Origin of the sequence: Limnohabitans sp. (assembly GCF_046052765.1) — a bacterium.
Lineage (GTDB): Bacteria > Pseudomonadota > Gammaproteobacteria > Burkholderiales > Burkholderiaceae_C > Limnohabitans.
Map to the genome: position 1 here is coordinate 1 of NZ_JAVLFQ010000059.1, position 26789 is coordinate 26789.

The 26789-nt window shown below is 51.6% G+C and carries 27 protein-coding genes and 1 pseudogene; 6 read left to right on the plus strand and 22 right to left on the minus strand.

Annotation, left to right across the window (positions count from 1 at the left end; translation table 11 throughout):
• The 6 genes from htpX to AC9UG7_RS08210 all read right to left on the minus strand — a co-directional run.
• On the minus strand, window positions 1-494 hold a 494-nt coding region (gene htpX, locus AC9UG7_RS08185), incomplete at its 3' end, for a protease HtpX (protein WP_509586427.1).
• Window positions 495-562: 68 nt separating this feature from the next.
• Complete coding sequence (locus AC9UG7_RS08190; protein WP_509586429.1) at window positions 563-1393, minus strand: DUF3025 domain-containing protein; 831 nt, start codon at window positions 1391-1393, stop codon at window positions 563-565.
• Window positions 1394-1396: 3 nt separating this feature from the next.
• Window positions 1397-2434, minus strand: a complete 1038-nt coding sequence (gene pyrC / locus AC9UG7_RS08195) for a dihydroorotase (RefSeq protein WP_509586431.1) — start codon at window positions 2432-2434, stop codon at window positions 1397-1399.
• Window positions 2435-2520: 86 nt separating this feature from the next.
• The gene (locus tag AC9UG7_RS08200; RefSeq protein WP_509586433.1) at window positions 2521-3162 is read right to left on the minus strand and encodes an acyloxyacyl hydrolase; all 642 of its coding nucleotides are present in this window, start codon (window positions 3160-3162) and stop codon (window positions 2521-2523) included.
• A gap of 198 nt (window positions 3163-3360) precedes the next feature.
• Complete coding sequence (locus AC9UG7_RS08205) at window positions 3361-4380, minus strand: porin (RefSeq protein ID WP_509586435.1); 1020 nt, start codon at window positions 4378-4380, stop codon at window positions 3361-3363.
• 494 nt (window positions 4381-4874) lie between these two features.
• Window positions 4875-5993 (minus strand): porin, encoded by a 1119-nt coding sequence (locus tag AC9UG7_RS08210; RefSeq protein WP_509586437.1) that lies wholly within the window; start codon window positions 5991-5993, stop codon window positions 4875-4877.
• Window positions 5994-6189: 196 nt separating this feature from the next.
• On the opposite strand from AC9UG7_RS08210, the gene coq7 reads away from it, so the two are divergent.
• Window positions 6190-6810, plus strand: coding sequence for a 2-polyprenyl-3-methyl-6-methoxy-1,4-benzoquinone monooxygenase (coq7, locus tag AC9UG7_RS08215; RefSeq protein WP_509586438.1), 621 nt, complete (start codon window positions 6190-6192; stop codon window positions 6808-6810).
• Between the two features lie 117 nt (window positions 6811-6927).
• On the opposite strand, the gene AC9UG7_RS08220 is transcribed toward coq7, so the two are convergent.
• Window positions 6928-7377, minus strand: a complete 450-nt coding sequence (locus AC9UG7_RS08220; RefSeq protein ID WP_509586440.1) for an OsmC family protein — start codon at window positions 7375-7377, stop codon at window positions 6928-6930.
• Between the two features lie 261 nt (window positions 7378-7638).
• Here AC9UG7_RS08220 and ilvA point away from each other — a divergent pair, with 261 nt between their 5' ends.
• The gene (ilvA, locus tag AC9UG7_RS08225; protein WP_509586442.1) at window positions 7639-9258 is read left to right on the plus strand and encodes a threonine ammonia-lyase, biosynthetic; all 1620 of its coding nucleotides are present in this window, start codon (window positions 7639-7641) and stop codon (window positions 9256-9258) included.
• A 72-nt stretch (window positions 9259-9330) separates the two neighbouring features.
• Here the strand turns inward: ilvA and AC9UG7_RS08230 are convergent, their stop codons facing one another.
• A complete protein-coding gene (locus AC9UG7_RS08230; protein ID WP_509586444.1) occupies window positions 9331-10530 on the minus strand; it encodes a tyrosine-type recombinase/integrase in 1200 nt (399 codons plus the stop codon).
• Window positions 10531-10627: 97 nt separating this feature from the next.
• Between AC9UG7_RS08230 and AC9UG7_RS08235 the strand changes: the two genes are divergently transcribed.
• From AC9UG7_RS08235 to AC9UG7_RS08250, 4 genes and pseudogenes are all read left to right on the plus strand, one after another.
• The gene (locus AC9UG7_RS08235) at window positions 10628-11620 is read left to right on the plus strand and encodes a porin (RefSeq protein WP_509586446.1); all 993 of its coding nucleotides are present in this window, start codon (window positions 10628-10630) and stop codon (window positions 11618-11620) included.
• A gap of 131 nt (window positions 11621-11751) precedes the next feature.
• Window positions 11752-11877 (plus strand): annotated as a pseudogene (locus tag AC9UG7_RS08240) (type II secretion system inner membrane protein GspF); the annotation flags it as partial.
• A gap of 9 nt (window positions 11878-11886) precedes the next feature.
• Window positions 11887-12798 (plus strand): 5'-nucleotidase, encoded by a 912-nt coding sequence (locus AC9UG7_RS08245; protein WP_509586448.1) that lies wholly within the window; start codon window positions 11887-11889, stop codon window positions 12796-12798.
• A 48-nt stretch (window positions 12799-12846) separates the two neighbouring features.
• Complete coding sequence (locus tag AC9UG7_RS08250; protein ID WP_509586450.1) at window positions 12847-14637, plus strand: ABC transporter ATP-binding protein/permease; 1791 nt, start codon at window positions 12847-12849, stop codon at window positions 14635-14637.
• A 261-nt stretch (window positions 14638-14898) separates the two neighbouring features.
• On the opposite strand, the gene hisD is transcribed toward AC9UG7_RS08250, so the two are convergent.
• The 14 genes from hisD to AC9UG7_RS08320 form a co-directional block, all read right to left on the minus strand.
• Window positions 14899-16284 (minus strand): histidinol dehydrogenase, encoded by a 1386-nt coding sequence (hisD, locus tag AC9UG7_RS08255; protein WP_509586452.1) that lies wholly within the window; start codon window positions 16282-16284, stop codon window positions 14899-14901.
• 46 nt (window positions 16285-16330) lie between these two features.
• Window positions 16331-16978, minus strand: a complete 648-nt coding sequence (gene hisG / locus AC9UG7_RS08260; RefSeq protein ID WP_509586454.1) for an ATP phosphoribosyltransferase — start codon at window positions 16976-16978, stop codon at window positions 16331-16333.
• The gene (murA, locus tag AC9UG7_RS08265) at window positions 16975-18252 is read right to left on the minus strand and encodes a UDP-N-acetylglucosamine 1-carboxyvinyltransferase (protein WP_509586456.1); all 1278 of its coding nucleotides are present in this window, start codon (window positions 18250-18252) and stop codon (window positions 16975-16977) included. Before murA ends, hisG begins: the two co-directional genes overlap by 4 nt.
• A 19-nt stretch (window positions 18253-18271) precedes the next feature.
• Window positions 18272-18511: a BolA family protein gene (locus tag AC9UG7_RS08270; RefSeq protein WP_509586458.1), complete on the minus strand. Its 240-nt coding sequence runs from the start codon at window positions 18509-18511 to the stop codon at window positions 18272-18274.
• Between the two features lie 3 nt (window positions 18512-18514).
• Window positions 18515-19270, minus strand: a complete 756-nt coding sequence (locus AC9UG7_RS08275) for an ABC transporter permease (RefSeq protein WP_509586460.1) — start codon at window positions 19268-19270, stop codon at window positions 18515-18517.
• Entirely contained in the window at window positions 19267-20172 is a 906-nt protein-coding gene (locus AC9UG7_RS08280) for an ABC transporter ATP-binding protein (RefSeq protein WP_509586462.1), read from the minus strand. Before AC9UG7_RS08280 ends, AC9UG7_RS08275 begins: the two co-directional genes overlap by 4 nt.
• A 58-nt stretch (window positions 20173-20230) precedes the next feature.
• The gene (locus tag AC9UG7_RS08285; protein WP_509586464.1) at window positions 20231-20521 is read right to left on the minus strand and encodes an STAS domain-containing protein; all 291 of its coding nucleotides are present in this window, start codon (window positions 20519-20521) and stop codon (window positions 20231-20233) included.
• On the minus strand, window positions 20518-21192 hold the full coding sequence (locus tag AC9UG7_RS08290; RefSeq protein ID WP_509586466.1) for an MlaC/ttg2D family ABC transporter substrate-binding protein: 675 nt from the start codon (window positions 21190-21192) through the stop codon (window positions 20518-20520). The genes AC9UG7_RS08285 and AC9UG7_RS08290 overlap by 4 nt, the downstream gene beginning before the upstream one ends.
• A gap of 14 nt (window positions 21193-21206) precedes the next feature.
• On the minus strand, window positions 21207-21962 hold the full coding sequence (locus AC9UG7_RS08295; RefSeq protein ID WP_509586468.1) for an MlaA family lipoprotein: 756 nt from the start codon (window positions 21960-21962) through the stop codon (window positions 21207-21209).
• On the minus strand, window positions 21959-22438 hold the full coding sequence (gene mlaD, locus AC9UG7_RS08300) for an outer membrane lipid asymmetry maintenance protein MlaD (protein WP_509586470.1): 480 nt from the start codon (window positions 22436-22438) through the stop codon (window positions 21959-21961). The genes AC9UG7_RS08295 and mlaD overlap by 4 nt, the downstream gene beginning before the upstream one ends.
• A gap of 16 nt (window positions 22439-22454) precedes the next feature.
• Window positions 22455-23234, minus strand: a complete 780-nt coding sequence (mlaE, locus tag AC9UG7_RS08305) for a lipid asymmetry maintenance ABC transporter permease subunit MlaE (RefSeq protein WP_509586472.1) — start codon at window positions 23232-23234, stop codon at window positions 22455-22457.
• Window positions 23231-24058, minus strand: coding sequence for an ABC transporter ATP-binding protein (locus AC9UG7_RS08310; protein ID WP_509586474.1), 828 nt, complete (start codon window positions 24056-24058; stop codon window positions 23231-23233). Before AC9UG7_RS08310 ends, mlaE begins: the two co-directional genes overlap by 4 nt.
• Window positions 24059-24143: 85 nt before the next feature.
• Entirely contained in the window at window positions 24144-25610 is a 1467-nt protein-coding gene (locus tag AC9UG7_RS08315) for a glutamate synthase subunit beta (RefSeq protein ID WP_509586476.1), read from the minus strand.
• A gap of 21 nt (window positions 25611-25631) precedes the next feature.
• On the minus strand, window positions 25632-26789 hold a 1158-nt coding region (locus AC9UG7_RS08320), incomplete at its 5' end, for a GltB/FmdC/FwdC-like GXGXG domain-containing protein (RefSeq protein WP_509586478.1).

Here is a 26789-nt window from a genome sequence, read left to right on the forward strand (position 1 = left end):
TTCAGAACGCCTTGCACCAGCGTGAGCGTGACCATGTCGCCGTTTTGAATGTGCGCGACTTCGTGCGCTAATACTGCCTCCACCTCTTCGCGCGTCATGCCTTGTAGCAAACCCGTTGACACTGCGACCAAGGCTGAATTGCGAAATGCGCCGGTGGCAAACGCATTTGGCTCACCTTCGTAGATGGCGACCTCGGGCATTTCCAAACCCGCACGTTGCGACAGTTGTTTCACTGTATCAACCAACCATGCTTCATCAGCACTTTGCGGTTGGGTGATGACTTGCGCGCCCGTGGTCCACTTGGCCATGGGCTTGCTGATCAGCAAAGAAATGAAAGCACCGCCGAAACCCATGATGGCGGCAAAGCCGAGCAAAGCGGTGAGGTTGAGGCCATTGGCTGTCAAAAACTGGTTCACTCCCAGCAAACTGGCCACAATGCCCAGCACCAGCATGACAGCGAGGTTGGTGACGATCAAAAGAAGTACGCGTTTCATTGGATCCTTTAAAACCGGTCCACACGAACAGACCAGGTGACCTGAATGTAAGGCTGACTCGTCGTTTTTCAATCTCTGAATACTTTTTTGTCCTCATAAAAATCAGGGATATGGTTGTCCATCCACCAGCCAGGTATCCCTGATAACGGCAGGGGCACAAATGGTTTGGTGGTTAGAAATGCTGGTGTCAATTGTTGACACAACCAAGCGTCAATCTCTTCATCCTTTGTTAGCGCAGGCATGGGGACACAAACGATATGGGCGGTGATGCTTTTATAGGGATTCATTAATTTTTCTAACAATGCATGACCGAACAACACCAATTGAGTGTGTCGCCAGTCATCACGGTGCGTGATGAACAGTTCGTGCCATTGTTTGTTGTGTAATGACGACCACAGTGAAGGCGGCGCAAACAGCAAGCCCGCGCTTTCATCGAACAAGGTGAGTGCATCGCGTAACGCACCGCGTCTTGCGCCCACACCCTCTGAGGCTATGGTCTGTGCTTGCAACCGGTTGAGCAGCGTTTTGGTTTTCGGGAACCGCAACCAACATAAGCCATTGAAAAAATCGTGCGCGTTATTTCGTGTGGGTATGCGTTGATGTTGACTTATGAATGATTCATAAGCGCAATCGGCGGATAAATCTTGTTGCGGCACAAACCGAAAACCCTGATTCGCCACGGCACTGTCAGGATGCAATGATGATGGTGCATAACGGCTATCAACGCTTGCTGCCGTTGCTTCAGCCATAGTGTCAGCGGGGGACGGCAAGGACTGGTTCAATGCATGGTTCAATGCTTGGTGCAATTGCTCAGGCGCCAACGTCCAATGCTGTTGGACTTGTTTACCCCACTGCGCCCAAGGTTGAAACCAGGCTTGCTGCCAATCTATGCCCAGCACGGTTCAGTTGGTCATCAGTCGCCAAGCCAGCGATTCACCACCGCACAAGGGCTTGAGACCCGCTTGCCCCAATGGCAATTCTTCGGGCAAGGTCCAAGCCTCACGCTTTAAGGTGACCGTGCCTGTGTTGCGTGGCAAGCCGTAAAAATCTGGCCCATGGAAACTGGCAAAGCCTTCTAGCTTGTCCAACGCGTTGACGCTGTCAAACGCTTGCGCATACAACTCCAGCGCAGACAACGCCGTGTATGAACCCGCGCAACCGCTGGCGTGTTCTTTCAAATGCGTGGCGTGCGGTGCGCTGTCGGTGCCTAGAAAAAAACGGTCGCTGCCAGACGCAACCGCTTTCAACAATGCTTGTCTGTGCAGTTCTCGCTTGAGCACTGGCAGGCAGTAGTAATGCGGACGAACACCGCCGAGAAACAAGGCATTGCGGTTAAACAGCAAATGGTGTGCGGTGATGGTGGCAGCGGTGCTGGCGCCGGCTTGCGCCACATATTGCGCAGCTTCGCGCGTTGTGATGTGCTCAAACACTATTTTCAATTCAGGAAAATCATGTCTTAAAGGCACCAGGTGTTTGTCGATAAATACCGCTTCACGGTCAAACAAATCTATTTCTGGATCCGTCACTTCACCATGCACCAACAGAGGCATACCAACGCGTTGCATGGCCTCCAATGCAGCATGTGTGCGGCGCAAATCAGTGACGCCGGCGTTGCTGTTGGTGGTAGCGCCTGCAGGATAGAGTTTGACCGCGACCACACCTTGTGCATGCGCTTTGATGATTTCATCTGCAGGCGTTTGATCGGTGAGATACAAGGTCATCAAAGGCTGGAAATCACTGCCTAGCGGCAAAGCAGCCATGATGCGATGTTTGTATGCCAAAGCCTGCTCGGCTGTGGTGACAGGAGGTTTCAAGTTGGGCATGACAATGGCGCGGGCAAATTGCGCTGCAGTGTGCGCCACCACAGTGGCAAGCGTTCCGCCATCACGCAAATGTACGTGCCAATCATCAGGGCGGATAAAGGTCAAGGAATCAGCCATGGTTACTTTCATTCAAGCGGCTATTGTGCTTGATGCATTGCTTAGCGGTTTAGGGGTTCAATTTATCTTGACCCTGTGTCACTGCATTAATCAAATTTGTAACTTAGACCCACCACCCCGACAAAATTGGTTCCGTTATTTGGCGTTTTGATATCCAAATTGCTGATATGGCGGTAGGAATAGGACAGACGCATGCGTTTTTTCGAATCTGAAATGCCTATGCCCATTTCATCAGAAAATTGAAATGCGGTAGATTTCTTTTTATATCCAATGCTTGTTTTTGAAATCAAATCTGGCCCCAGTCCAAAACTTGCGTCCACATACACCGAACCAACGGCTTTAGAGAATTGGCCCACGGGCACCAACCCTACTTCAACCAGCGATGTACCGTAACTGCCTGCACTGGTATTCCAGTAAGACACAAAACCTGTGGGTAACACTGAAAACTCCAAGTCCCAAGGAAGCACACTGCTGGTGTCCATGTCGCATTTCATGAAACTGGAGCGCAGTGTGTTGCTGTATATCTTTTCGTCTTTGGCATACTGGTAGCCAAAGTCCCATTGCGCGTCGCATGCTTTGAGATGTTGACGGTTGAAGATGGCAAACGTATTGGTCGCTAAGCCAGCGGCAATGACCGTGTTTTTGCGAACGGTGTTATCCATGGCCATGGCATTCAAATGCGTCAGCAAACTGATTGCACAGGTAAAAATAAAGGTAAATGTTTTCATAAGATTGAATATAAGCCAGATAAGACGATTTTTTAGAATTTAACTGACTATGACATCAGTAATTAAACAATTTATTCACTGCTTTTCAATATTTCATAACGATCACTATTTATATATCCATTTAAAAATAAAGAAACCCGCCTTGTTGCCAAGACGGGTTTTATCTTTTAAATCTTGACTGGCTAAGCCAGCTTCAGATTAGAAAGAGTGCTTGATACCAACAGCTGCTTCTGTGGTTTTTCTTGTTGTACCAGCGGTAGAAGTCGCTGTGAAGGCGTACAAAGATGTGCGCTTGCTCATTGAGTAAGTAGCTATATAACGCTGACCTTTGGTGCTGACAGTTGAAGCACTTGAGTTAGTCGTTGAGCCAGTGGAGAAAACAGCGGCCAATACAACTGGACCAACAGGTGCGCTCAAACCGTAAGCTGTGCTGGTGGATTTAGCTGAGCTTACTGTTGAGCTGAATGAACCAGCGGTGATTTTGGCCATGCCAAAGTCGTAGCTTGCGCCATAACCAGTTGATTTGATTTGTGTGTTGTTGTTTGAGGCCGTGAACAGAGTGTCTCCTGTAGAGTCACCGATGACGTTGCCGAGGAATGTACCAGAGGTAGCCAAGTTGGTAGTAGCACCAGAGTAAACCACATACAAACCACTGTTTGTGTAGTCAATTCTGTAACCAGAATTGTCACCAGAAGAGTTCCCTGGTTGTTCGCCGTAACCTTTTTGGTATTGGAAACCGATACCGTTAAAGCTTGGTGCCGTGTAAGTGATGGAGTTAGCTGTGAAAGCAGCCATCTGGCCAGGACCAACCAAGCCCGCGCCTGATGTTGTTACCAAACCTGTAGGATCCAAATTCAAAATAGCAAAGAAGCCAGGCTTCCACTGCTCGCCCACTTGTACTTCACCGAAGCTGGTTGAGGAAAGACCGATATAGGAAATACGGTTGGTTAAAGATGATCCACCGGTAGTTGCACTTGCGTTGAAACCAAGGCGAGCATTCGCTTTCATGCCATTGCCCAAGTCTTCAGAAGCTGCGAAAAACAATTCATCTACACCGTTGTTCTGTGCGCCTACACCTCTGGTGGTGAGTTTGGCACCAGCATTGGTTGTGTTTGAGATTGAATACATGCCAGCATCAAGCAAACCACCAATAGTGACGTCAGCCATTGCGCCAGTAACGGCGGCCATTGCTGCAACTGCAACGAGGGTTTTTTTCATTTCAATTTTCTCCAAGGGTTAAACAAAGGGCTCCGGAACTGCGGTTTGCAAGCAAACCACCGGATCCCCGGGCCAACCTCCATTTCGGAAGCTGATGTTATTTGACCAGAGGGATACAGGCTAGGCAAAGGCTTTAGCTAATAAAAGGGTCATCTCGTTGTCATGAGACAACAAGAGCCTCCGAACGATTTTGGCATATTGTTTTCTATAGTGTCAATATTTTTAAATTTACACTATTAAAGTGTTGCTTTTATGTTTTCGTTCATTTTGTGCTGGAAGCAAGCACCGGAATAAAGCCGGAGCAATGACAACCCACCCCAAAAAACGTCATCCGAGGGGGCGTTGAATGCATTTTTCGAACAGGCGATCGCATGGCCGCGTTAAGACTTGTAATTCAAGCCAAGGTTGGCGGTATATGTGGGTTTCGATAGGACAAAAAAACGCCACCCGAGGGTGGCGTTTTTATCATTCAAGCCTTGGAGCTTGTCTGATGATCAGAAGTTGTAGCGAGCGCCCAAAGCGACAGTACGGTTGTTGCCGTCTTGTAAACCACCATTGAATGAACTTGAGCTATACAAGAAATAAATATTGGTAGCTTTGTCAATGTTGTAGTAAACGCCTGTTGTCCAGTCAGACAAGGTGCCATCTTTTGCAATCGCAGTTGTGGCAGCCGTGTTATAAGAATCAACTGTACCTTTACCAAAACTTGTTGCAACAGTGATCTTGTCGAATGGAACTTTGATGCCCACTGTGTTGGTGGTCAAACTTCCGACGTTCAGGTCAGTTGTATAGGATTTGGCGTAAATGTAATTTGCTGAGAAAGACCCGAAGTCGTAAGACACAGAGCCAATTTGTCTTTTGAGATCTGAAGAACCAGCGCCTGCATACACCAAAGCGGTAGAAGATTGGCCTGTGCCCGCTGTGCCCTCTTTGGAAGGACCTGCGTTAATGATACCGGCGAATTTATAGCTGGCTGCAGAGTTTTCCAATTTGTCCATCACGATGGCAATTTTAAGTTCATCTTTATGGAATTTCACTCCATAAGAAGAGAACGTGTTGGGGGAGGCACCTGAGTCACTGAAACCTTTGTGCAGATGAACAGTAAAGCCAGCCATGTCGGGCGAGACGTACTTCAATGAGTTGTTTGCACGATCCTGGAGATCGTTACTGGCCGTGGTGCGCCACACTTGGGGCTTGTATTCCACTCGACCATTCACATCCATGCCAAAAATTTCATAGGCAGTTGTTTCTTGGGTTCCCAACAAAACTTCGCCTGAACCTTCTTTTGAAAGTCCCACAAAAGTTCCACGGTTTTTGGATGGCAACTGGGTCGCATTGTCAGGTTCTACTTGAATTTCACCTTGGATTCGGGCCTTCATACCATCGCCCAAATCTCTGGTTCCTTTAAAACCAAAGCGGCTGGTTGCTTGTGAAGCAAACATACCTGTGTAAGCCACTGTGGTACCCGAGGTAGAAGATGGGTTCTTCAAAGTTTGTTGGGTAACTGCTTGATCAATCACGCCATACAGCTTGATGCCACCAGAAACATCGATGTCAGCAAATGCGCTGCCAATTACAGAAAGAGTTGCCAAGGCAACAAGTGTCTTTTTCATGTGTAAAACTCCGTTAATATAAGAAAGGGGTTAAGCTGAATTAGCCAACTGGGTTATCTTTACTGGCGTATATTTCAGTTTCGTGACCAATTTGTTTTTACGCGACACTTCATGGCCTAGGCATGAATTCTTTTCTCTTGTTTCTTTTCATATTTGAATACTTTAAAAACAATTTGTGACTTACTGATCAAAAACAATGGATATTTTTTTCAACACACTAGACAACGCTTTACGCACCGTTTTTGCCAAACACCATGCACAACGCGCATACCCTGCGCAAGGAATCAACACGCTCACCATGACGGATGCAGAGCGCACAGAAGCAGGCGCGTTGATGCGGGTAAACCATGTGGGTGAAATATGCGCGCAAGCATTGTATGCCTCTCAAGCATTGGCCACACGCAATCCGCAGTTGAAGACCCATTTTCAACACGCGAGCAACGAAGAAACCGATCACTTGGCTTGGACAGAAGCTCGCTTGTCGGATTTGGGTGCACGCCCCAGCCTACTCAACCCCTTGTGGTACGCCGGTGCCTTCGGACTGGGTTATCTTGCAGGCAAACTGGGAGGAGATGCGTTGAGCTTAGGCTTTGTGGTTGAAACCGAGCGTCAAGTGGAAGCGCATTTGCAAGAGCATATGCAACGTTTACCGCTGGCTGATTTGGCCTCGCGCGCGGTGGTTGATCAAATGCAAAAAGACGAAGCTCAACATGCGGCAGACGCCCAAAAAGCTGGCGCTGTGCCTTTGCCCAAGCCAATCACTGAAGCCATGCGGCTGGCAGCCAAAGTGATGACCACAGTGGCGCACCGAATTTAGAAGTTTCTGACGAACTGATAACAATTAAAACTGTGTCCAAAAGCCTAAGCCTTTGAGGACAGATAAGCCCCGATGAATGAAAACGCCTGATTGGGCTTGATAGCAAACCCGCTAGCTTCAATCTTCTATGACTTCAAAGCTGGTGGTGATGTCTGCGGTTTTGCCCAACATGATGCTGGCCGAGCAGTATTTGTCATGGCTCAACTTGATGGCGCGATCTACCACTGGGGCAGGAATTTGGCGACCACGTACGGTGAAATGCATGTTGATACGGGTGAACACCTTGGGGTCGGTATCTGCGCGAACAGCCGAAAGCTTGACAGTGCAACCTGACACGGCATGACGGCCTCGTTTGAGCATCAGCACCACATCGTAGGCGGTGCAGCCACCCGCACCCGCCAACAACAATTCCATCGGTCGTGCAGCCAGGTTTTGTCCGCTTTGCTCCGGCTTTTCAGGGTCAGGGGCACCATCCATGCCAATCACATGCCCGCTGCCAGTTTCGGCGACAAAGCCCATGGCAGATCTGGCCCCACTCGCGCCGGTCCAACTGACTGTGCATTCCATGTTGTTTCTCCTTGAGTGGCCGAATCATAGTCCTGCAAAGCCAAATAGACGGCCATGATGCTCAGGCCAAACTAAAGTCACGTTAGCGATTGCATGTACCGAACACATGGGCTATATTTCAAACCAGCTTGAGGACAAGCTACGCTTTGTCTCCTCCACCCTTGAAAAGGTGGATTCACAGCCCCGCAGCGAAAGTTGTGGGGCTTTTTTTCTGCTGTCAGTGATGCGAGAGAATCCATGTCTCGTTCGATGACAAAAGCAATGACCTCTTCACACACCTCCAAAACTGCGCCAGCCAAAGTCAAACCGCTGTCCAAAGCCCGACAACGCAAACTCACGCCTGCCGACTATTTGAAAAAAATACTCACCGCCAAGGTGTATGACGTGGCACAAGAATCGGCTTTGGATGTCGCCCCTGTTCTGAGTAAAAAACTCAAAAACCAGGTGTTACTCAAGCGCGAAGACCAACAACCAGTGTTCAGTTTCAAGTTGCGCGGCGCTTACAACAAGATGGTGCAACTCAGCCCAGATCAATTGAAAAAAGGGGTGGTTTGTGCGTCTGCCGGCAACCATGCACAAGGCGTGGCGCTGGGTGCCCAAAAACTGAATACGCGTGCCGTCATCGTCATGCCTGTGACCACACCGGGTTTAAAAATTGATGCGGTCAAGGCGTTAGGCGCTGAAGTGCAATTGCATGGCGACAGTTATTCTGATGCGTATGCTTTTGCAGTCAAACTGGGCCATAAACAAAGATTGACCTTTATCCATCCGTTTGACGATCCCGAAGTCATCGCCGGACAAGGCACGATAGCCATGGAAATGTTGCGTCAGCACCAAGGCCCGTTGCACGCTGTGTTTGTGGCCATTGGCGGCGGTGGATTGGTGTCAGGCGTTGCCAATTACATCAAGGCAGTTCGCCCTGAGATCAAAGTGATTGGCGTACAAACCTTGGATTCAGACGCGATGATGCGATCTGTGAATGCAGGCAAACGGATTGCATTGGATGATGTCGGATTGTTTGCTGATGGCACGGCGGTGAAATTGGTCGGTGAAGAAACTTTTCGCATTGCCCGAGGCTTGGTAGATGAATTTATCAGTGTCGACACTGACGCTGTGTGTGCCGCCATCAAAGATGTGTTTGTGGATACGCGCAGTATCGTGGAGCCTTCGGGCGCCATGGCGGTGGCAGCCATCAAAAAATACGTTGCACTGCATCACACACAAGGTGAAACTTATGCAGCGGTGCTGTGTGGCGCCAATATCAACTTTGACCGACTGCGCTTTGTGGCCGAACGTGCCCAAGTGGGCGAAGAACGTGAGGCTTTGTTTGCAGTAACTATTCCTGAAGAGCGTGGCAGTTTCAAACGGTTTTGTGGTTTATTAGGTGACTTGCCTGCGTTTGGTGGCAGCACCACGCCACGTTCAGTGACAGAGTTCAACTACCGCATCAGCGACGCTGACAAAGCCCATGTGTTTGTCGGACTGAGCACCAGTGCACCGGGACAAAGCCCAAAGATAGCAGCACATTTGTCCAGACAAGGATTCACTGCATTGGATTTGACGCATGACGATTTGGCGCAAGAGCACATACGACACATGGTGGGAGGACGCACAGGACTGGCGCAAGATGAACGCTTACTGCGCTTTGTATTTCCCGAAAAACCAGGTGCGCTGATGAAATTTTTATCTGCCATGCGTGCTGGTTGGAACATCAGTTTGTTTCATTACCGCAACCAAGGTGCCGACTACGGACGTATTTTGGTCGGCTTGCAAGTGCCCGAAAAAGACTTGGGAAGCTTTGACAAAATTTTGCAAACCGTTGGTTATCCGTATGTAGATGAAACACACAACCCCGTCTATAAATTGTTTTTAAGAGAATAAAGCTTTATCGGAAAAATATCTTTACTTCGTTGAAGTTTGATTTTTCTTCTGGTCATCTGACACATTGAATCGCTAAGACCTGCGCTTGCTATGCAGCAGGCTGATATTCATCTCAGCCGATAAAGTGGACGCATAAAACTTCTCGATCATCTCTACCGATGTGCGTGCATTGCGTGCCAGCGTCAGTAAATCGATGTTGCCGCCGAAGATCAAACGAAATGTGATGGCCGTGTGCCGCAGACTGTAAAAACTGCGATCAGCACCATGCGGCCCAGCCTTGATACCTAAGGAATTCATGATCCAGTTGAATAACCAACCAATGGTATTTAAGCAGCGCAGGCGGTTCTTTTCTTCTGGAAAAAACACATAGTCATCAGGTCGTCCAAAGCCTTTGGCGGTTTGGTAAGCCAACAATTTTTTGTATATGTTCACAGCTTGGGGCAAGCTGACTGTAGGTGCTTTATGGCGTTTGATCTCAGGGGGTGTGAGACGTAAATAGTTGAATTTTCCGCTGATGATTTCTATATGCTTATTTTTCAATTGCCTCACATCGCCAGGGCGAAGAAATGTATACACCATGAAGCGGATCAATCCGTTCATCTCGATGGGCATGCTGCGGTATTCGGGTTTGATATGAAACCGTGTATCGGGTTTATTCCACACAAACACATGCTGACGCAGTGTTTTGGATTGGCGAAGAATGGCTGCGTATTCAGTGACGGTAAATGCGCCACGCGGTTTTTGTGTGACTTTCATTTTGGGAAACATAGGCATGTGCGTGATGTACGCTTGCTCTACCAAGTAGCGCAGTACTTTTCGCAGTTGCGCGATATAGCCAACAATGGTGGGTGTAGAAAGTTCTTGTTCCGACAAAAAATCGATGAAGCGCGCGATACTGCCCATGTTGATGGTGCGCAAATCAGTGTTGTCAAAAAAATACGCGATGTTGGTCTCAAGCCGCACTTTGGTCATGCGAAAAGTGCCTTCAGTGATCTCATTTCGCGCCACCTTGTGCTTTTCCTGAGCAAGTATGACTTGTATGACTTGGTGTATGTCTATGAAATTATTTTTCTCTACTTTAATGTCATGATGTGAGCTATTTAAAGCAATATTTTCTTCAGGCAATGAATGATTTAATTTGAATTCAATCTGAGGGATGGGACTGGCTATCAATACATCAGGGTTGAGCCTAAATACAGATTCGTTTTGATTAATAAACTCTGCAGATTCGTAATTATGTTTGATTCTATAGTTTGATATTTGTTGCGTCATGGTTTGAAATTCCAAAGCATTCAGAAAAAATGAAAGTCAATGAATAGTAGCACTTGTGATTCATAATAGTTAAAAAACCCTCGTTGCAGTAGCATCTTTGTTGTCTTTTGGTGTCACTTTTGCTGATGTCACTATTGGTGGTTTGATTGATGCTGGTATGTATTCAATCTCAAACACAGCCACAGCCACAGGTGGTACCAAATCCACCACCAGAGGTGTAGGCCCACAGAACAACGGTACAGATGAATTGTTTTTCGCCGCTTCTGAAGACTTGGGCGATGGCTTGAAAGCGAATGCGCGCCTTGGTTTCAACGCAAGTGCAACTACCGCTGGATCATCTTTAACCAACCGTATTTCCTATATCGGTCTTTCCTCCGCCAGCTTCGGTGAAGTACAAGTGGGTGAACAGTGGAAGCCTGGCTTCTTCAGCATTCTGTTTATTGAACCTACGGGCTTGGTTTCCACATCAGGCGCGGGCTTGGTTGGTCCTGCTGAAATGGCTGCTTACACAGCCAACTCCATCACTTACACATCGCCCAGCTTTAACGGTATCGGTTTCCAATACCAAAAAGGTTACGGCGAACAAGCAGGGAACTCTTCTGGTGACAATTCTGGATACAGAATTGACTACAGAATCGGTGGTTTGTATGTGACTTACGCTGGCGCTACCACCAACATGGCTTCTGCCGGTACGTTCAAAGGGAATACCATTGGCTCATCAGCTGATGTACTCTATACAGCCACAAACAACACCACCCAAGTCAAGTCAAACGGTTATGGCGCAAGCTACGACTTTGGCATGGCTAAGATAAGTGCCGGTTCTTTCAGCTCGACCGTAAGTTCAGCTAAATCTAACAGCACAGCTTATGGCCTGAGTGCACCTGTTGGTCCAGTTGTACTGGCTGCTGTTTTCTCAAGCGGTCAAACAACTGACTCCAGTGCAAACAGTGTAAACGTCAAAGCGCAACGCTATGCAGGGTTTTATAACCTAAGCAAGCGCACTTCTTTGTACGCATTCACTGGCACTTCTACCGCCGGTGCAACAAGAAAAACCACTGAATCGGCTATTGGTATCAAGCACTCTTTCTGATCTGACACTGGCTTAGCCAGTCAAGATTTAAAAGTCAAAACCCGCTGTGGCAACGCAGCGGGTTTTTTTATTCGCCATGATCAACTTCAATCCAGCACTTACGCCTCAGAATTCACCGCTGAAATAAGTGCAAGAAGGCCATGCAACTGGCCACCATACTGGAGCCCTTATTGATTGTTACCATGGGGGTGGTGGTCATGCTGATCGTGCTGGCGGTCATGTTGCCCATCATTCAGCTCAATCAGTTCGTGCGATGAGGGTGACACATGGCGAGTACGTTGGACGGAAAATTGGTGGTGGCGATTTCCTCGCGCGCCTTGTTCAATTTTGAAGAAGAGAACCAGGTCTTCGAGCAAAACGACGACCGCGCCTACATGGATTTGCAACTCGGCAGGCTGGAGCAACCGGCGCTGCCGGGGGTAGCGTTTTCACTGGTTAAAAAACTGCTGGCCTTCAACCAGCCCGGGGACGCCAGAGTAGAAGTGGTTATTCTGTCGCGCAACGACCCGGTCAGCGGCATGCGCGTATTTCGCTCGGCGCAACACTATGGGCTAGATATTCAACGCGGCAGTTTCACCCGTGGGCAGCCACCTTGGCGCTATCTCAAACCCTTGAACGCCAATTTGTTTTTGTCCGCCCATTTGAGCGATGTGCGCGCCGCGCTGGACGCCGGTGTGCCTGCCGCGCAGGTGTATCCACACTCCGCACACGCGTCACAGGCGCATCCGCATGAAGTGCGCATCGCTTTTGACGGCGACGCGGTCTTATTCAGCGACGAAGCGGAACGCGTGTTTCAGTCTCAAGGCTTGAACGCATTTCAACAACACGAAAAAGACCATGCGGCTCAACCCTTGTCCGCCGGTCCGTTCAAACCCTTGCTGGCTGCACTGCATCGGTTGCAACAAGAGGGCACGCCAGCCATCCGCATTCGCACGGCTTTGGTGACGGCGCGCAGTGCGCCCGCGCATGAACGAGCCATTCGCACCTTGATGCAATGGAACATTCAGGTAGATGAAGCCATGTTTTTGGGCGGCCTACCCAAGGGCGAGTTTTTGCGCGAATTTGAGCCAGATTTCTTTTTTGACGATCAAACCGGACATATCGAATCAGCCGCCTTGCACGTCCCCGCCGGGCATGTGGCCAGCGGAGTGCAAAATACACCTTTGCCAGCTGATTGATGTTTCATGCGAATTTTTAATCCCCTACGCTCTATTTGGCGCAAAACCATGACCCACCTCGGTCATGTGCTCACCTTGTCTATGCCGTATTTCCGCTCGGAAGAACGCTGGTCTGCGCGTTTTTTGCTGTTGGCCATCATCGGTCTGAATTTAGGCATGGTTTACGTGCTGGTGCTGCTCAACGACTGGAACCGGGTGTTTTATGACGCTTTGCAAAACCACGATGAAGCGGTTTTCTGGGAACAACTCAAAGTCTTTGGCATGCTGGCTGGCGCTTTTATTGTGGTGGCGGTCTACCGTTTTTACTTGACGCAATTGCTGGAGATTCGCTGGCGGGCGTGGATGACGCGAGATTTTTTAAACCGCTGGACAACGCACCAAATTTTTTACCAAATCGAGTTACGCCAAGCACTGGCCGGTCACGACGGGATCAGGGGCACGGACAATCCTGACCAGCGTATCCAAGAAGACATTCAACTTTTTACCAGCAACACGATTGAATTGAGCATGGGCTTGCTAGATGCTTTGGTGACCTTGGGCAGTTTTATTGGCATATTGTGGATGTTGTCCGGCGGTTTTGTTTTCTCAATGAACGGTTATGAAATCACCATTCCCGGTTTCATGGTGTGGATGGCTTTGTTGTATTCCGTCGGCGGCAGTGTCATCGGACATTTTCTGGGTCGTCGCATGGCACCACTGAATTTCGCTCAACAAAGGCTAGAAGCCAACTTTCGCCACCACTTGGTTCGGGTGCGCGAGTACAGCGAGGCCATCGCCATGGACAGGGGCGCAGCTTTTGAAAATGGATCGTTGCAGCAACGGTTTTTGCAAGTGGTCGGCAATTTCAAACAATTGTTGAAAGTACAAAAGCGTTTCACTTGGTTCAGTTCTGGTTATGGACAGGCTGCGGTCGTGTTTCCTATTTTGGTGGCTGCGCCGCGCTACTTTGCCGGCACCATCCAATTGGGTGAATTGATGCAAATATCTTCTGCTTTTGGCAGGGTGCAAGACGCGCTGAGTTGGTTGATCACCAATTACAGCAATTTGGCTTCTTGGACAGCCACTACGCATCGCCTGAGCGTTTTTTCAACCCAGATGGAAACCTTACGAGCCATTTCTTTTGCGGTGGTTCAACCACTGGGACAAGACAGCCCGCCTGCCACCGAATTGAAAACTTCAGCCCTCACCATTACCCTGCCTGATCGCACCGTGTTGTTAGATGACGTGGTGCTCAAAGTCAGTCCCGGGGACTCGGTGTTGATTCGCGGCCCTTCAGGCAGCGGCAAATCGACATTGCTGCGTGTGCTGGCAGGCATTTGGCCTTATGTGCGCGGCTGGGATGCGAAACACCAGCCCCTGCCTATTTCCGAAGCAGTGGTGTTGCCCGCCAACACCGTATTCATCCCGCAAAGACCTTATTTTCCAGATGGTACGTTGCGTAACGCACTGGCTTATCCCCAGATCAGTGTGGATTACACCGATGAACAATTGAAACAAGCGCTGGAGCTCGCATTGCTGCCTCAATTGAGCTCGCAACTTGACATGGTCGGACAGTGGACGCAGCAACTCTCTGGGGGCGAAGCCCAGCGTTTGGCCATGGCCAGGGTATTTTTAAGAAGTCCAAGTTGGGTGTTTGCCGACGAAGCCACCAGTGCGTTGGACGAGGCCACAGAAAAAATCATTTATGAACGCTTGTTGTTGATGGTCATGCGACAAGGTGGTGCACTGGTGTCAGTCGCGCACCGACCCAGCGTAGCGGCTTATCACCAACGCTTATGGCAATTGGTGAATGTGAATGAAGGCAGCATTAAAAGCCATGTGCTGCAAGTCAGCCATTAAAGTAGCTTTTTAAAACCTGGGCTCAAGAATTTAGCCCAATGGCCGATTCTTGGTGGGCGGGGGATATAAGTTTCAGACCGTCCCCGCTCATAGTCCCGGTTTAAGGGACGCGCCCTAGTGGTGCCGGGGACGGTCGCCTTTTTTGGATGGAGCTTTCATTACCCCAACTAGTGAGAAGCAACGAAGCCGGTTTCAAACCATGAAACCGGCTTTTTTGTTTGATTTTGCATAAATTGTAAATTGGGGTCAGACCCCGATTTTTTAATTGGAGTCTGACCCCGATTTTTTCAAACGCATCTCGGCTGCACGCGCATGGGCTTGCAAGCCCTCGCCGTGCGCCAACACGGACGCAGTCTGACCAAGTATGTGTGCACCGGCTTCGGACACCTCAATCAAGCTGCTGCGCTTTTGAAAATCGTAGACTCCCAGCGGCGAAGAAAACCGCGCTGTGCCAGAAGTAGGCAACACATGGTTGGGGCCGGCGCAATAGTCGCCCAGGCTTTCGCTGGTGAACGCGCCCAGAAAAATCGCGCCAGCGTGGACCAGCAAAGGCTCCCATCGGTGCGGCTCACTGCTGCTGACCTCTAGATGTTCTGGCGCAATGCGGTTGCTGATTGCACAGGCCTCTTGCATGCTGCGAGTGTGTATCAGGGCGCCGCGCCCGTTCAAGGAGGCACGAATAATGTCTTGGCGCGGCATCTCAGGCAACAGTTTGTCGATGGACGCTTGAACCGCGTCCACATAAGCAGCGTCCGGGCACAGCAAAATACTTTGTGCGAGTTCGTCGTGCTCGGCCTGACTGAACAAATCCATGGCTACCCAATCGGGCGGCGTGCTGCCATCGGCCAGCACCAGTATCTCAGAGGGTCCGGCAATCATGTCAATGCCAACCGTGCCAAACACGCGCCGTTTGGCCGCCGCCACGTACGCATTCCCCGGGCCAGTGATTTTGTCGACCCGCGGCACCGTGGCAGTGCCGTAGGCCAGGGCCGCGACAGCTTGCGCCCCGCCGATGGTGAATGCACGACTGACACCAGCCACATACGCCGCCGCCAGTACCAGTTCGTTACGCTCACCGCGTGTGGCGGTCTTGCCGCTACCGACTGCGCCGCCTGTGGCCACGCTGCCGCGCACCGGTGTCGGTACCACCATGATGATCTCGCCAACACCTGCTACATGCGCAGGTATGGCATTCATCAACAAGCTTGACGGGTAAGCCGCTTTGCCGCCTGGCACGTAAATACCTGCGCGGTCCAGGGGCGTGACTTTTTGGCCGAGCAAACTGCCGTCGGCGTCACGGTACTGCCAGCTTTCGCCGCAGGCTTTTTTTTGTGCCTCGTGGTAGCTGCGAATACGCGCAGCAGCGTCTTGCAACGCACGTTTTTGCGCCTCTGGGAGGCCATCGAATGCAGCTTTGAAATCAGATTGCTGCAACTCCAACTCAGCCATGCTAGCGGCTTGCAAGCCATCAAAGCGTGCGGTGTAGTCCAGCACGGCAGCGTCGCCGCGCACTTTCACATCCGCAAGAATGTCAGCCACGCGCTGCTCAATAGCGGCATCGGTATCGGCCGACCAATGCAGGCGTTGTTGAAACAGGGTTTCAAAATCGGCTTGGGCAGTGGACAGGCGAAGAGGGCGGGCGTTCATGGCAAGAGATGAATTGAATCAGCGGGGTCAGTGAGAAGCAAAAGCATCAAGCAGTGCGGGCGATAGCGCGGTCGAAGGTATCGATCAATTGGCGGATGGCTGCAGTTTTGAGTTTCAGCGATGCCTGGTTCACCACGAGGCGAGAGCTGATGTCCATGATGCGTTCGACTTCAAGCAAATGATTCGCCTTGAGCGTGCTGCCGGTGGACACCAAATCAACGATGGCGTCCGCCATGCCGGTAAGCGGCGCAAGTTCCATGCTGCCGTACAGCTTGACCAGGTCGACGTGTACGCCTTTGGCGGCGAAAAAGTCCCGCGCAATCGCTACGTACTTGGTGGCCACACGCAGCCGTGCGCCTTGTTTGACCGCAGCTGCGTAATCGAAACCTTGCGGCACGGCCACACTCATGCGGCAACGCGCAATCTGTAAATCCAGCGGTTGGTACAAACCGGCACTGCCATGTTCGATCAACGTGTCCAGACCGGCCACACCCATGTCGGCACCGCCGTATTCCACGTAGGTGGGTACGTCTGAGGCACGCACCAGCACCACCCGCAAATCGTCTCGGTTGGTCGGCAATATGAGCTTGCGTGATTTTTCTGGGTCTTCCAAAACGGTAATGCCTGCAGCCTCGAGCAGCGGCAGGGTTTCGTCAAATATGCGTCCCTTGGACAGCGCCAGCGTGATACTCATCGGGTTCTTTCAATGTCCGCGCCCAAGGCGCGCAGTTTGTCTTCCATGCGATCGTAGCCGCGATCCAGATGGTAAATCCTATCGACCACGGTTTCGCCAGATGCCACCAAACCGGCGATCACCAGGCAGGCTGAGGCACGCAAATCGGTGGCCATGACGGTCGCGCCAGACAATTGCGCTACACCTTCGACCATGGCTACCTTGCCGTCAATGCTGATGCGCGCACCTAAACGCAACAATTCGTTCACATGCATGAACCGGTTTTCAAAAATGGTTTCTGTGACTTTGGCATTGCCCTGCGCCACCGCATTGAGCACCATAAACTGCGCTTGCATATCGGTGGGGAAACCGGGGTATTCGGTGGTGCGAAAACTTTGCGCTTTCAAATGCTGGTGCGCAGGCACGCTTGAGCGTACGCGCAAGCCATTGTCGATGGCCTCGATGTGAACGCCAGCGTCCCTTAACTTATCGATCACGGCCTCTAAGTGATCGCCGCGTGCGTGTTTCAGCACCACGTCGCCGCCAGTGGCTGCCACCGCGCACAAAAACGTACCGGCCTCGATGCGGTCTGCCACCACCTGATGCCGCGCACCGTGCAGGGCTTGTACACCTTGGATATGAATCCGACTGCTGCCATGCCCGCTGATGCGAGCGCCCATGGCGATCAGCAATTCGGCCAAGTCAGGTATCTCAGGCTCTTGGGCTGCGTTCTCCAACACGGTATCGCCCTCAGCCAAACAAGCGGCCATCAACAAGTTTTCAGTGCCGGTGACTGTGACCATATCCGTGGCAATGCGTGCGCCCTTCAAACGGGTGAGTCCTGGCTTCAGACGCGCCACCATATAGCCGTGTTCCACATCAATCACAGCGCCCATGGCTTGCAAGCCTTTGATGTGCTGATCCACAGGTCTTGTACCAATGGCGCAACCGCCCGGCAAAGACACCTTGGCATGACCGAAACGCGCCAGCAAAGGGCCCAGTGCCAGCACCGAGGCACGCATGGTTTTCACCAGTTCGTAAGGCGCTTCGGGTGTGTGCAAACCGCTTGCGTTCAGCACCATGTCGCCATTGTCTTGACGCTCGGCGTTCACCCCCATGTGACGGATCAACTTGAGCATGGTGCTGACATCTTGCAACTGTGGCACATTAGTCAGAGTGACCGTGTCAGCGCTGAGAAGCGCTGCACAGAGTTCGGGTAAGGCCGCGTTTTTGGCGCCGGCAATCGACACCTCGCCGTGCAACTGGCGTCCACCGCGAATGAGTAATTTGTCCATGCGCGCGCGGCAGCAGGCCTCAGGCCTGCGCCTTCCATTCGGCGGGGGTCAATGTTTTCATCGACAGCGCATGTACTTCGTCGTTCGCCATTTTGTCGCCCAAGGTCCCGTATACCAGTTGGTGACGTTGGATCAAACGCAAGCCTTCAAAACGCGCAGACACAATGGTGCCAAACCAGTGGCGTCCATCGCCTTCAATTTGCAAGTGTTCGCACGGCAAGCCGGCAGCAATCATGTGTTGGATTTGTTCAGCGTTCATACATTACCCTCGGATTTTGTAGCCTATGCGAAGCAAATGCAGTGCGATGGCAGCCACGATCAGATTGGCACCACCGACGAGCGCCAAACTGGTCCAGGGCGACACATCGCTGACACCGAAAAAGCCATAACGAAAGCCGTCGATCATGTAGAAGAACGGATTGAAGTGGCTGATCTGCTGCCAAAATGGCGGCAGCGAATGGATGGAATAGAACACGCCACTTAAGAATGTCATGGGAGTGATCAAAAAGTTTTGGAACGAGGACATCTGGTCAAACTTGTCGGCCCATAAACCGGCGATCAAACCCAATGTGCCAAGCATGGATGCGCCGAGCAACGCAAACACCAGAATCCACAACGGTGCCACAGCACTGAGTGGCGCAAACCACATGGTAAACAGCAACACGCCGAGTCCAACCGCAAAACCGCGCACCACCGCAGCCAGCACATACGCCGCAAACCAACTCCAATGACCCAAGGGCGTCAGCAAAATGAACACCAGATTACCCATCATCTTGCTTTGCACCATGGATGACGAACTGTTGGCGAAAGCGTTTTGCAACACGCTCATCATCACCAAGCCAGGCACCAGAAAAGAGGTGTAGCCGACGCTGTCGTACACCGTGACGCGGCCTTCGAGCAAATGCCCAAAGATCAGCATATAAAGCAGCGCAGTCAGGACAGGCGCAGCTATGGTTTGCGCACTGACTTTCCAAAAGCGCAGCACTTCTTTGTAAAACAGGGCGCGCCATCCGGTCATGCTGCAGCTCCCATCACATCCAAAAACACGTCTTCCAGATCGGCTTTGCGTATTTCCACGTCCTCGGCGATCAGCCCAGCGCTGCGCACCGCTGCCAGGTAATGTTCAATTTGCGCCGCGTCGTTGGCTGGGAATTGCACGATGCGTCCTGTGACTCGCGCCTGCGCAGCGAGTTCGGGCGGGAGTTGTGCGTCCAGTTTGAAACGCAACACATTGCTGGAAGCGTTTTTGAGCAAGGTGCTGGTGTTGTCCAAGGCCACCACCTTGCCCAGTTTCAACATGGCAATGCGCGAGCACAAAGCTTCGGCTTCTTCCAGGTAATGGGTGGTCAGTAAGACCGTATGACCTTCGCGGTTCAAGCGGGCGATGAATTGCCACAAAGTCTGGCGCAATTCCACATCCACGCCAGCCGTCGGTTCGTCAAGCACGATGACAGGTGGTTTATGCACCAGCGCTTGCGCGACCAGCACACGCCGCTTCATGCCACCAGACAACTGGCGCATATTGTGGTTGGCTTTGTCACCCAGGCCGAGGTTGTCCAGCAGTTCGTCTATCCACGCATCATTGCCAGTGACACCGAAATACCCCGATTGAAAGGTCAAGGCTTCGCGCACAGAAAAAAATGGATCGAAGACGAGCTCTTGCGGCACCACGCCCAACAATTTGCGCACCTGTAGCGCTTGGGTTTGAACGTCCAGATCGTGCACGCGGATATGGCCACTGCTGGATTTCAATAAGCCAGCCAATATGCTGATGAGCGTGGTTTTTCCCGCGCCGTTGGGCCCGAGAAGACCGAAAAATTCTCCAGCTTGGATATCGAAAGACACCTGATCCAATGCGGTGAACGAGCCACGGGCATTGGTGAATGTTTTGGAAACAGATTGAAAGGAGATGGCAGCCATGGCAAGCTGGCTATTCTAAGCGCAGGTGTGATGTGCGGCGATCAACGCGTCAGTTGAGTCAAGCGGGCTGCATGTGGGCAGACAAAATATCTGTCAAACCATAAAGTGCCGCCAGTTGGCTGGCGCGTGCTGGCAGGCCGGTGATCTGCAGTTGCAACTGTTGTGTCGATGCGGTGCGACATGCGCTCAATAAAACGGCGAGTGCTGAAGAATCGAAATGCTCAAGAGCCGCCGTATCCAACACAAAAATACCTTGCTGTTTTGCCATGGCTTTGTCCAGTTGAAGGCCAACGGATGCCGCCTGCGCCTGAGTCAAGGTGGAAGGCAAAGACATATGGGCAGCAGTCATTGTTTTTTATTGTTCGATTTATTGCGCTCGCTCAAAGTGACGATCAATCCGTCCACTCCTTTGGCATTGATTTCCTGCGCAAACTGGGTGCGGTAATTGTCAACCAGCCATATGCCCAGAATATTTAAGTTATAAATTCGCCAGCCTGAGTCGGACTCAGCAGTTTTTTCCAACCGGTAATCGATAGGGATAGGCTCTGCGCCGCCACGGATTTCAGAACGAACCACCAGTTCATTGTCGTTACTGACATTGCGCATGGGTTTGACCACAATAGTGGAGCTGTCTTTCACCTGAGCCAAGGCTCCAGAATAGCTGCGCATGAGCAACATTTTGAATTCATCTTGCAAGCGTTTTTGTTGCTCTGGCGTGGCTTGCCGCCATGCGGGCCCCACCGCACCGGCGGTCATTCGCTGAAAGTTGACATAAGGCATCAATTTGGTGTCGACGATCAAACCGATTTTTTGCAAATCGCCCGCTTTGAGGGCAGGATCTTTTCGCACCATATCGAGCAGTTCGTTGGTTAATTTCTGTACAAATGCATCAGGCGCCTGTTCGGCCTGGGCGCTGAAAACAAAAACCAAGCAAGTCAGCAGGGAAATGACCAGGTTTTTAAGCGTGAAGTAGGGTTTGAAAAACAAGTGCGCCATGACAGTAGGTGGGATGGTTGCCAAAGAGTTAACCCGAATTATTGGCTATTTTGACCTTTGTCATAGCCATCGTCACCATCATTGTCTTTATATTCTGATTTGCTTTGAATGGCAGCTTGGCGTCTTTGAAGGTAGGCATCCCGGATAAAGCTGTATTTGTCCAAAGCCACTTCATTCAAACTTTTATCCATGCCCAAAAATGAAGCACGCTTATCTACCAAGCGCACAGCTGTTCCACTGTATTTGAGGCCTACTGGGTTGACCTCTCGCCAAAGATCGTACTTGTTGTCTACCGCCCAACCGACGGTATCTCTGGCATTGGACGGGCCGAGCAAAGGAAGAACCAGATAAGGCCCTGAAGGCACGCCCCATACACCTAAGGTCTGTCCAAAATCTGCACTGCGACGCTGAATACCTGCCCAGGTGGCCACGTCAAAGAGTCCGAAAACGCCAAACACCGAGTTGACAGCCACCCGCAATCCGGTTTCTGCCGTTTCCATGGGCTTGCCCTGCAAAACGTTGTTCACGGTGGAGCCCACGTCTTTGAGATTGCCAAAAAAATTGCTCACGCCTTTTTGCAGCGGATCGGGTACTGTTTGTTGGTAGGTCACTGCAACCGGTCTGACCAAATTGGCATCAATCTTGTCATTGAACTCGCTCACCCGCCGGTTGCTGGCCTCGTAAGGATCTTTGGGATTGGCTGCAGGATCACTGGCGCAACCTGCCAGTACCGCCAATGCAAGCCAAGTCTGGGCATACAGCCTGAAGCGAACATGGGTTGTGCGACAGATCATTGCTTACCTGAAGTGTCAGGTCCGTCACTTGCTTTGTTGTAAAGAAAACGGCTGATCAGGTTTTCCAACACGACCGCAGACTGCGTGGATTGCACCTTGTCGCCTTGGACCAAATTGACGCTATCGGAACCAGCCTCTATGCCTATGTATTGTTCGCCCAGCAAACCACTGGTCAGGATTTTCAATGAGCTGTCTTTAGGGAACTGAAACCGTACGTCCAAGGCCAACACCACTTTGGCCTGAAAGTTTTTGTCGTCAAACTGTATGTCACGCACTCGCCCGACCACCACGCCAGCACTTTTCACTGCTGCTTGCTTTTTTAAGCCACCGATATTGTCGAAATAAGCACTGATGTCATACGTTTTTTGCCAACTGACTGACAACAGATTGGCTGACTGCAAAGCCAAAAACAGCAGCGCGACAGCACCCAAGAGAACCAGCATACCCACCCAGACATCGGTTTTTGTACGTTGCATGCTTACATTTCCTTTATCAAAGCGTGAACATTAAGGCAGTCAGCACAAAATCCAGCGCCAATACCGTCAGAGAAGCCATCACCACGGTTCTGGTGGTGGCGCGGGCGACACCCTCGGGTGTGGCCTGGGCCTCAAAACCTTGACGCAATGCCACGAAACTCACGGTCAGACCAAACACCACGGTTTTGATAAAACCATTGCCTACATCTGACCAAACGTCTACTCCATCCTGCATTTGACCCCAAAACGATCCGGCGTCTACGCCAATCATCACCACCCCTACCAACCAGCCGCCCAAAATACCGACGGCGCTGAATATCGCACCCAAAATAGGCATCACCAGCACACCAGCCCAAAATCGCGGTGCAAGAATGCGAGCGACAGGGTCGATGGCCATCATTTCCATGGCACTGAGTTGCTCTCCCGCTTTCATCAAACCGATTTCTGCGGTAAGCGATGTGCCTGCCCTTCCAGTGAAAAGCAAGGCCGACACCACCGGCCCGAGTTCTCGCACTAAGCTTAAAGCCACCAACAAACCCAGCGCAGACGCTGATCCAAAGCGCTGCAAGGTGTTATAGCCTTGCAATGCCAGCACAAAGCCGACAAACAAGCCCGAAACCGAAATGATGGCCAAAGAATAATTACCCAAAAAATGCATCTGGTCACGCACCAGTCCAAAACGCTTGATGCAAGCAGGCCCTAAAGCCAGCAAACGAATAAATAACTTTGTGGCATGGCCCACATCGGCCAACCACCACCTGACCGAGGCACCAACACCCGCAAGCAAATCCCTCATGGCTTTGCTCCGCGATTGACAGGGATACCAAAGTCGGTGGCCGCATCAGGCGCCGGGTAATGGAAACGTACCGGACCATCGGGCGCGGCGCTGACGAACTGTTGCACCAAGGGATCGGTGCTTTGGCGCACTTCCTGCGGGGTTCCTTGTGCAGCAATGCGGCCATTGGCCAAAATAATGACTTGATCAGCAATGTGGAAAGTCTCTTCCAGATCGTGAGACACCACGATACTGGTCAAGCCCAAGGTGTCGTTCAATTGGCGAATCAAGCGGGCTGCCGTACCCAAAGATATCGGGTCTAAACCAGCAAACGGTTCGTCATACATCATCAATTCCGGGTCGAGCACCATGGCACGAGCCAACGCTACCCGACGAGCCATACCACCGGAAATTTGGCTGGGAAACAAATCACGCGCACCGCGCAGTCCCACTGCCTGTAGTTTCATCAAAACGATGTCGCGCACCATGACCTCAGGCAAAGTGGTGTGTTCGCGCAAAGGGAAAGCGACATTGTCTGACACCGTCATGTCGGTAAACAAAGCGCCGAACTGGAACAGCATGCCCATGCGACGGCGGGCTTCAAACAAAGCCTCTCTGTGCAAACTGCCTATATCTAAAGAATCAAACAACACCTTGCCGCTGTTGGCGCGGTATTGCCCGCCAATCAAACGCAGTACCGTGGTTTTGCCGCCGCCGGATGCGCCCATCAACGCAGTGACTTTGCCTTGAGGGATTTTCAGGCTCACGCCTTCGAGCACCGGTCGCTCGCCGTATCCGAAGTGCACATCCTCAAGCTGGATCAATGGCGGTTCAACAAGTGACATGTGTAATGCAGATGCAGCAAAAAGGGTTGAGCTGCCATTCTAAGTGGCAGTCACTTATTGAAATTGAATTCAAACAAGCCTGTTATCAACGTGGTAATTCGCTCTCGCCCATCAAATACTGGTCGATGGTACGTGCCGCTTGCCTGCCTTCACGGATGGCCCAGACCACGAGTGACTGGCCGCGTCGCATGTCCCCGGCAGCAAACACTTTGGGTACGTTGGTGAGGTAGCCACTGCCCTCTTCGGTATGGGCCTTGGCGTTACCCCGTGCGTCTTTGTCAACACCAAATGCATCCAGCACGGTCGCGACCGGATTGACAAAGCCCATGGCCAACAGCACCAGATCAGCCTTGTGGGTATGTTCGGTGCCGGGAATTTCGGTCAATTTACCGTCCTTCATTTCGACATGGACGGTTTTTAAACCAGTGAGCTTGCCTTTTTCGCCGATGAATTCCTTGGTGGAAATAGCGAACTCGCGCTCACAGCCCTCTTCATGGCTGGAACTGGTGCGCAACTTCAGCGGCCAATAAGGCCAGACCAGCGGTTTGTCCTCGTGCTCGGGTGGTTGCGGCATAACCTCAAACTGGGTAACGTGGGCAGCGCCATGGCGATTGGAGGTGCCGACGCAGTCAGAACCGGTGTCACCGCCGCCGATCACGATGACGTGTTTACCGTCTGCCCGCAATTGACCTTTGAACGTGTCACCCGCATTCACCTTGTTTTGCTGCGGCAAAAACTCCATAGCGAAATGCACACCGTCGAGGTCTCGGCCGGGAACGGGCAAGTCGCGCGATTGTTCGGAGCCGCCGGTGAGCAACACCGCATCGAATTCTTTTTTCAGTTGTTCGGCGCTGATGGTGTTCTTGGCCCAATTGGTGACCTTGCTGTCTTTGGGCCAGGCACCGACCATCACGCCGGTGTTGAACACCACGCCTTCGGCTTGCATTTGTTCGACACGGCGGTCGATGTGCGACTTTTCCATTTTGAAATCGGGAATGCCGTACCTCAATAAGCCACCGACACGGTCGTTCTTTTCAAACACAGTGACTGCATGACCGACACGCGCGAGTTGTTGGGCAGCGGCCATGCCGGCAGGACCAGAACCTACGACCGCGACTTTCTTGCCTGTTTTTTTCAATGGCGGTAAAGGCTTGACCCAGCCCTCGGCCCAACCGCGATCAATGATGGCGTGTTCAATCGATTTGATACCGACTGCGTCGTCATTGACGTTCAACGTACAAGCCGCTTCGCAAGGCGCAGGGCATATGCGACCGGTGAACTCTGGAAAGTTGTTGGTGCTGTGCAAAACGGTTAAGGCGTTGTGCCAGTCATTGTTGAACACCAAATCATTGAAATCAGGAATGATGTTGTTGACTGGACAACCGCTGTTGCAAAACGGAGTCCCGCAATCCATGCAACGCGCACTTTGCGTTTTTGCTTGCTCGGCACTCAAACCGATGACAAATTCTTTGTAATGTTTGAGCCGTTCAGGGACGGGCTTATAGCCCTCTTCGACGCGCTCAAACTCCATGAAGCCGGTGATTTTTCCCATGATATTTCCTGTGATGACGCGTTAAGACTTGACTGCTGATTTGACAGCTTTGGCTGCGGCGACAGCTTTGACTTCAGTTGCAGCCGCCATGTCGCCCAAGGCGCGCTTGTATTCATTGGGAAACACTTTGACGAACTTGGAACGGGCTTCGTTCCAGTTGTCCAGCAAGGCGCGCGCACGTTTAGAACCTGTCCAACGGTGATGCTCTTCCAGCAGTTTTTTCAATTGGGCTTCGTCGGTTTGACCACGGTGCCACATGGCTGTCGCCATGCTGTCGGTTTGTTCCTTGTCAGTCAAGACTTTGTCCATGCTGACCATGGCCGTGTTGCAGCGCTGTGCGAACTCGCCATCTTCGTCGTACACATAAGCAATACCGCCGCTCATACCTGCTGCGAAATTGCGGCCAGTGCCGCCGAGTACCGCCACGGTTCCGCCAGTCATGTATTCGCAGCCGTGGTCACCAGTGCCCTCGACCACGGCGGTGGCACCTGACAAACGCACCGCGAACCGTTCACCTGCCACCCCGCTGAAAAACGCTTCACCGCTGGTCGCGCCGTAAAGCACGGTGTTGCCGACAATGATGTTATGCGTGGATTCGCCGCGGAAATCGATGCTGGGTCGCACCACCACTCGTCCGCCGGACAAACCTTTGCCGGTGTAATCGTTGGCGTCACCGATCAAATACAAGGTGATGCCTTTGGCTAAGAAAGCGCCAAACGATTGACCGCCGGTGCCTTCGAGTTGAATGCGCAACGTATCGTCAGGCAAACCTTCGGGCCGTACCTTGGTGAGTGCGCCAGACAGCATGGCGCCGACTGAGCGGTTGACGTTGCGAGCGACTTCCATGAACTGCACTTTTTCGCCTTTGTCGATGGCGGCACGGCTTTTCTCAATCAGCACCTTGTCCAATGCTTTTTCCAGTCCGTGGTCTTGTGTAGCGACATGAAACAGCGGCGTGCCTGGAGTTACTTGCGGCATGGCCAATAACCGACCGAAGTCCAGTCCTTTGGCTTTCCAATGTTCCACGCCTTTTTTCATGTCTAGCAAATCGGCACGGCCAATCATGTCGTCGAACTTGGCTATGCCTAGTTGCGCCATGATGTGGCGTACTTCTTCGGCGATAAAGAAAAAGTAATTGACCACGTGTTCGGGCTTGCCAGAGAATTTTTTGCGCAGCAC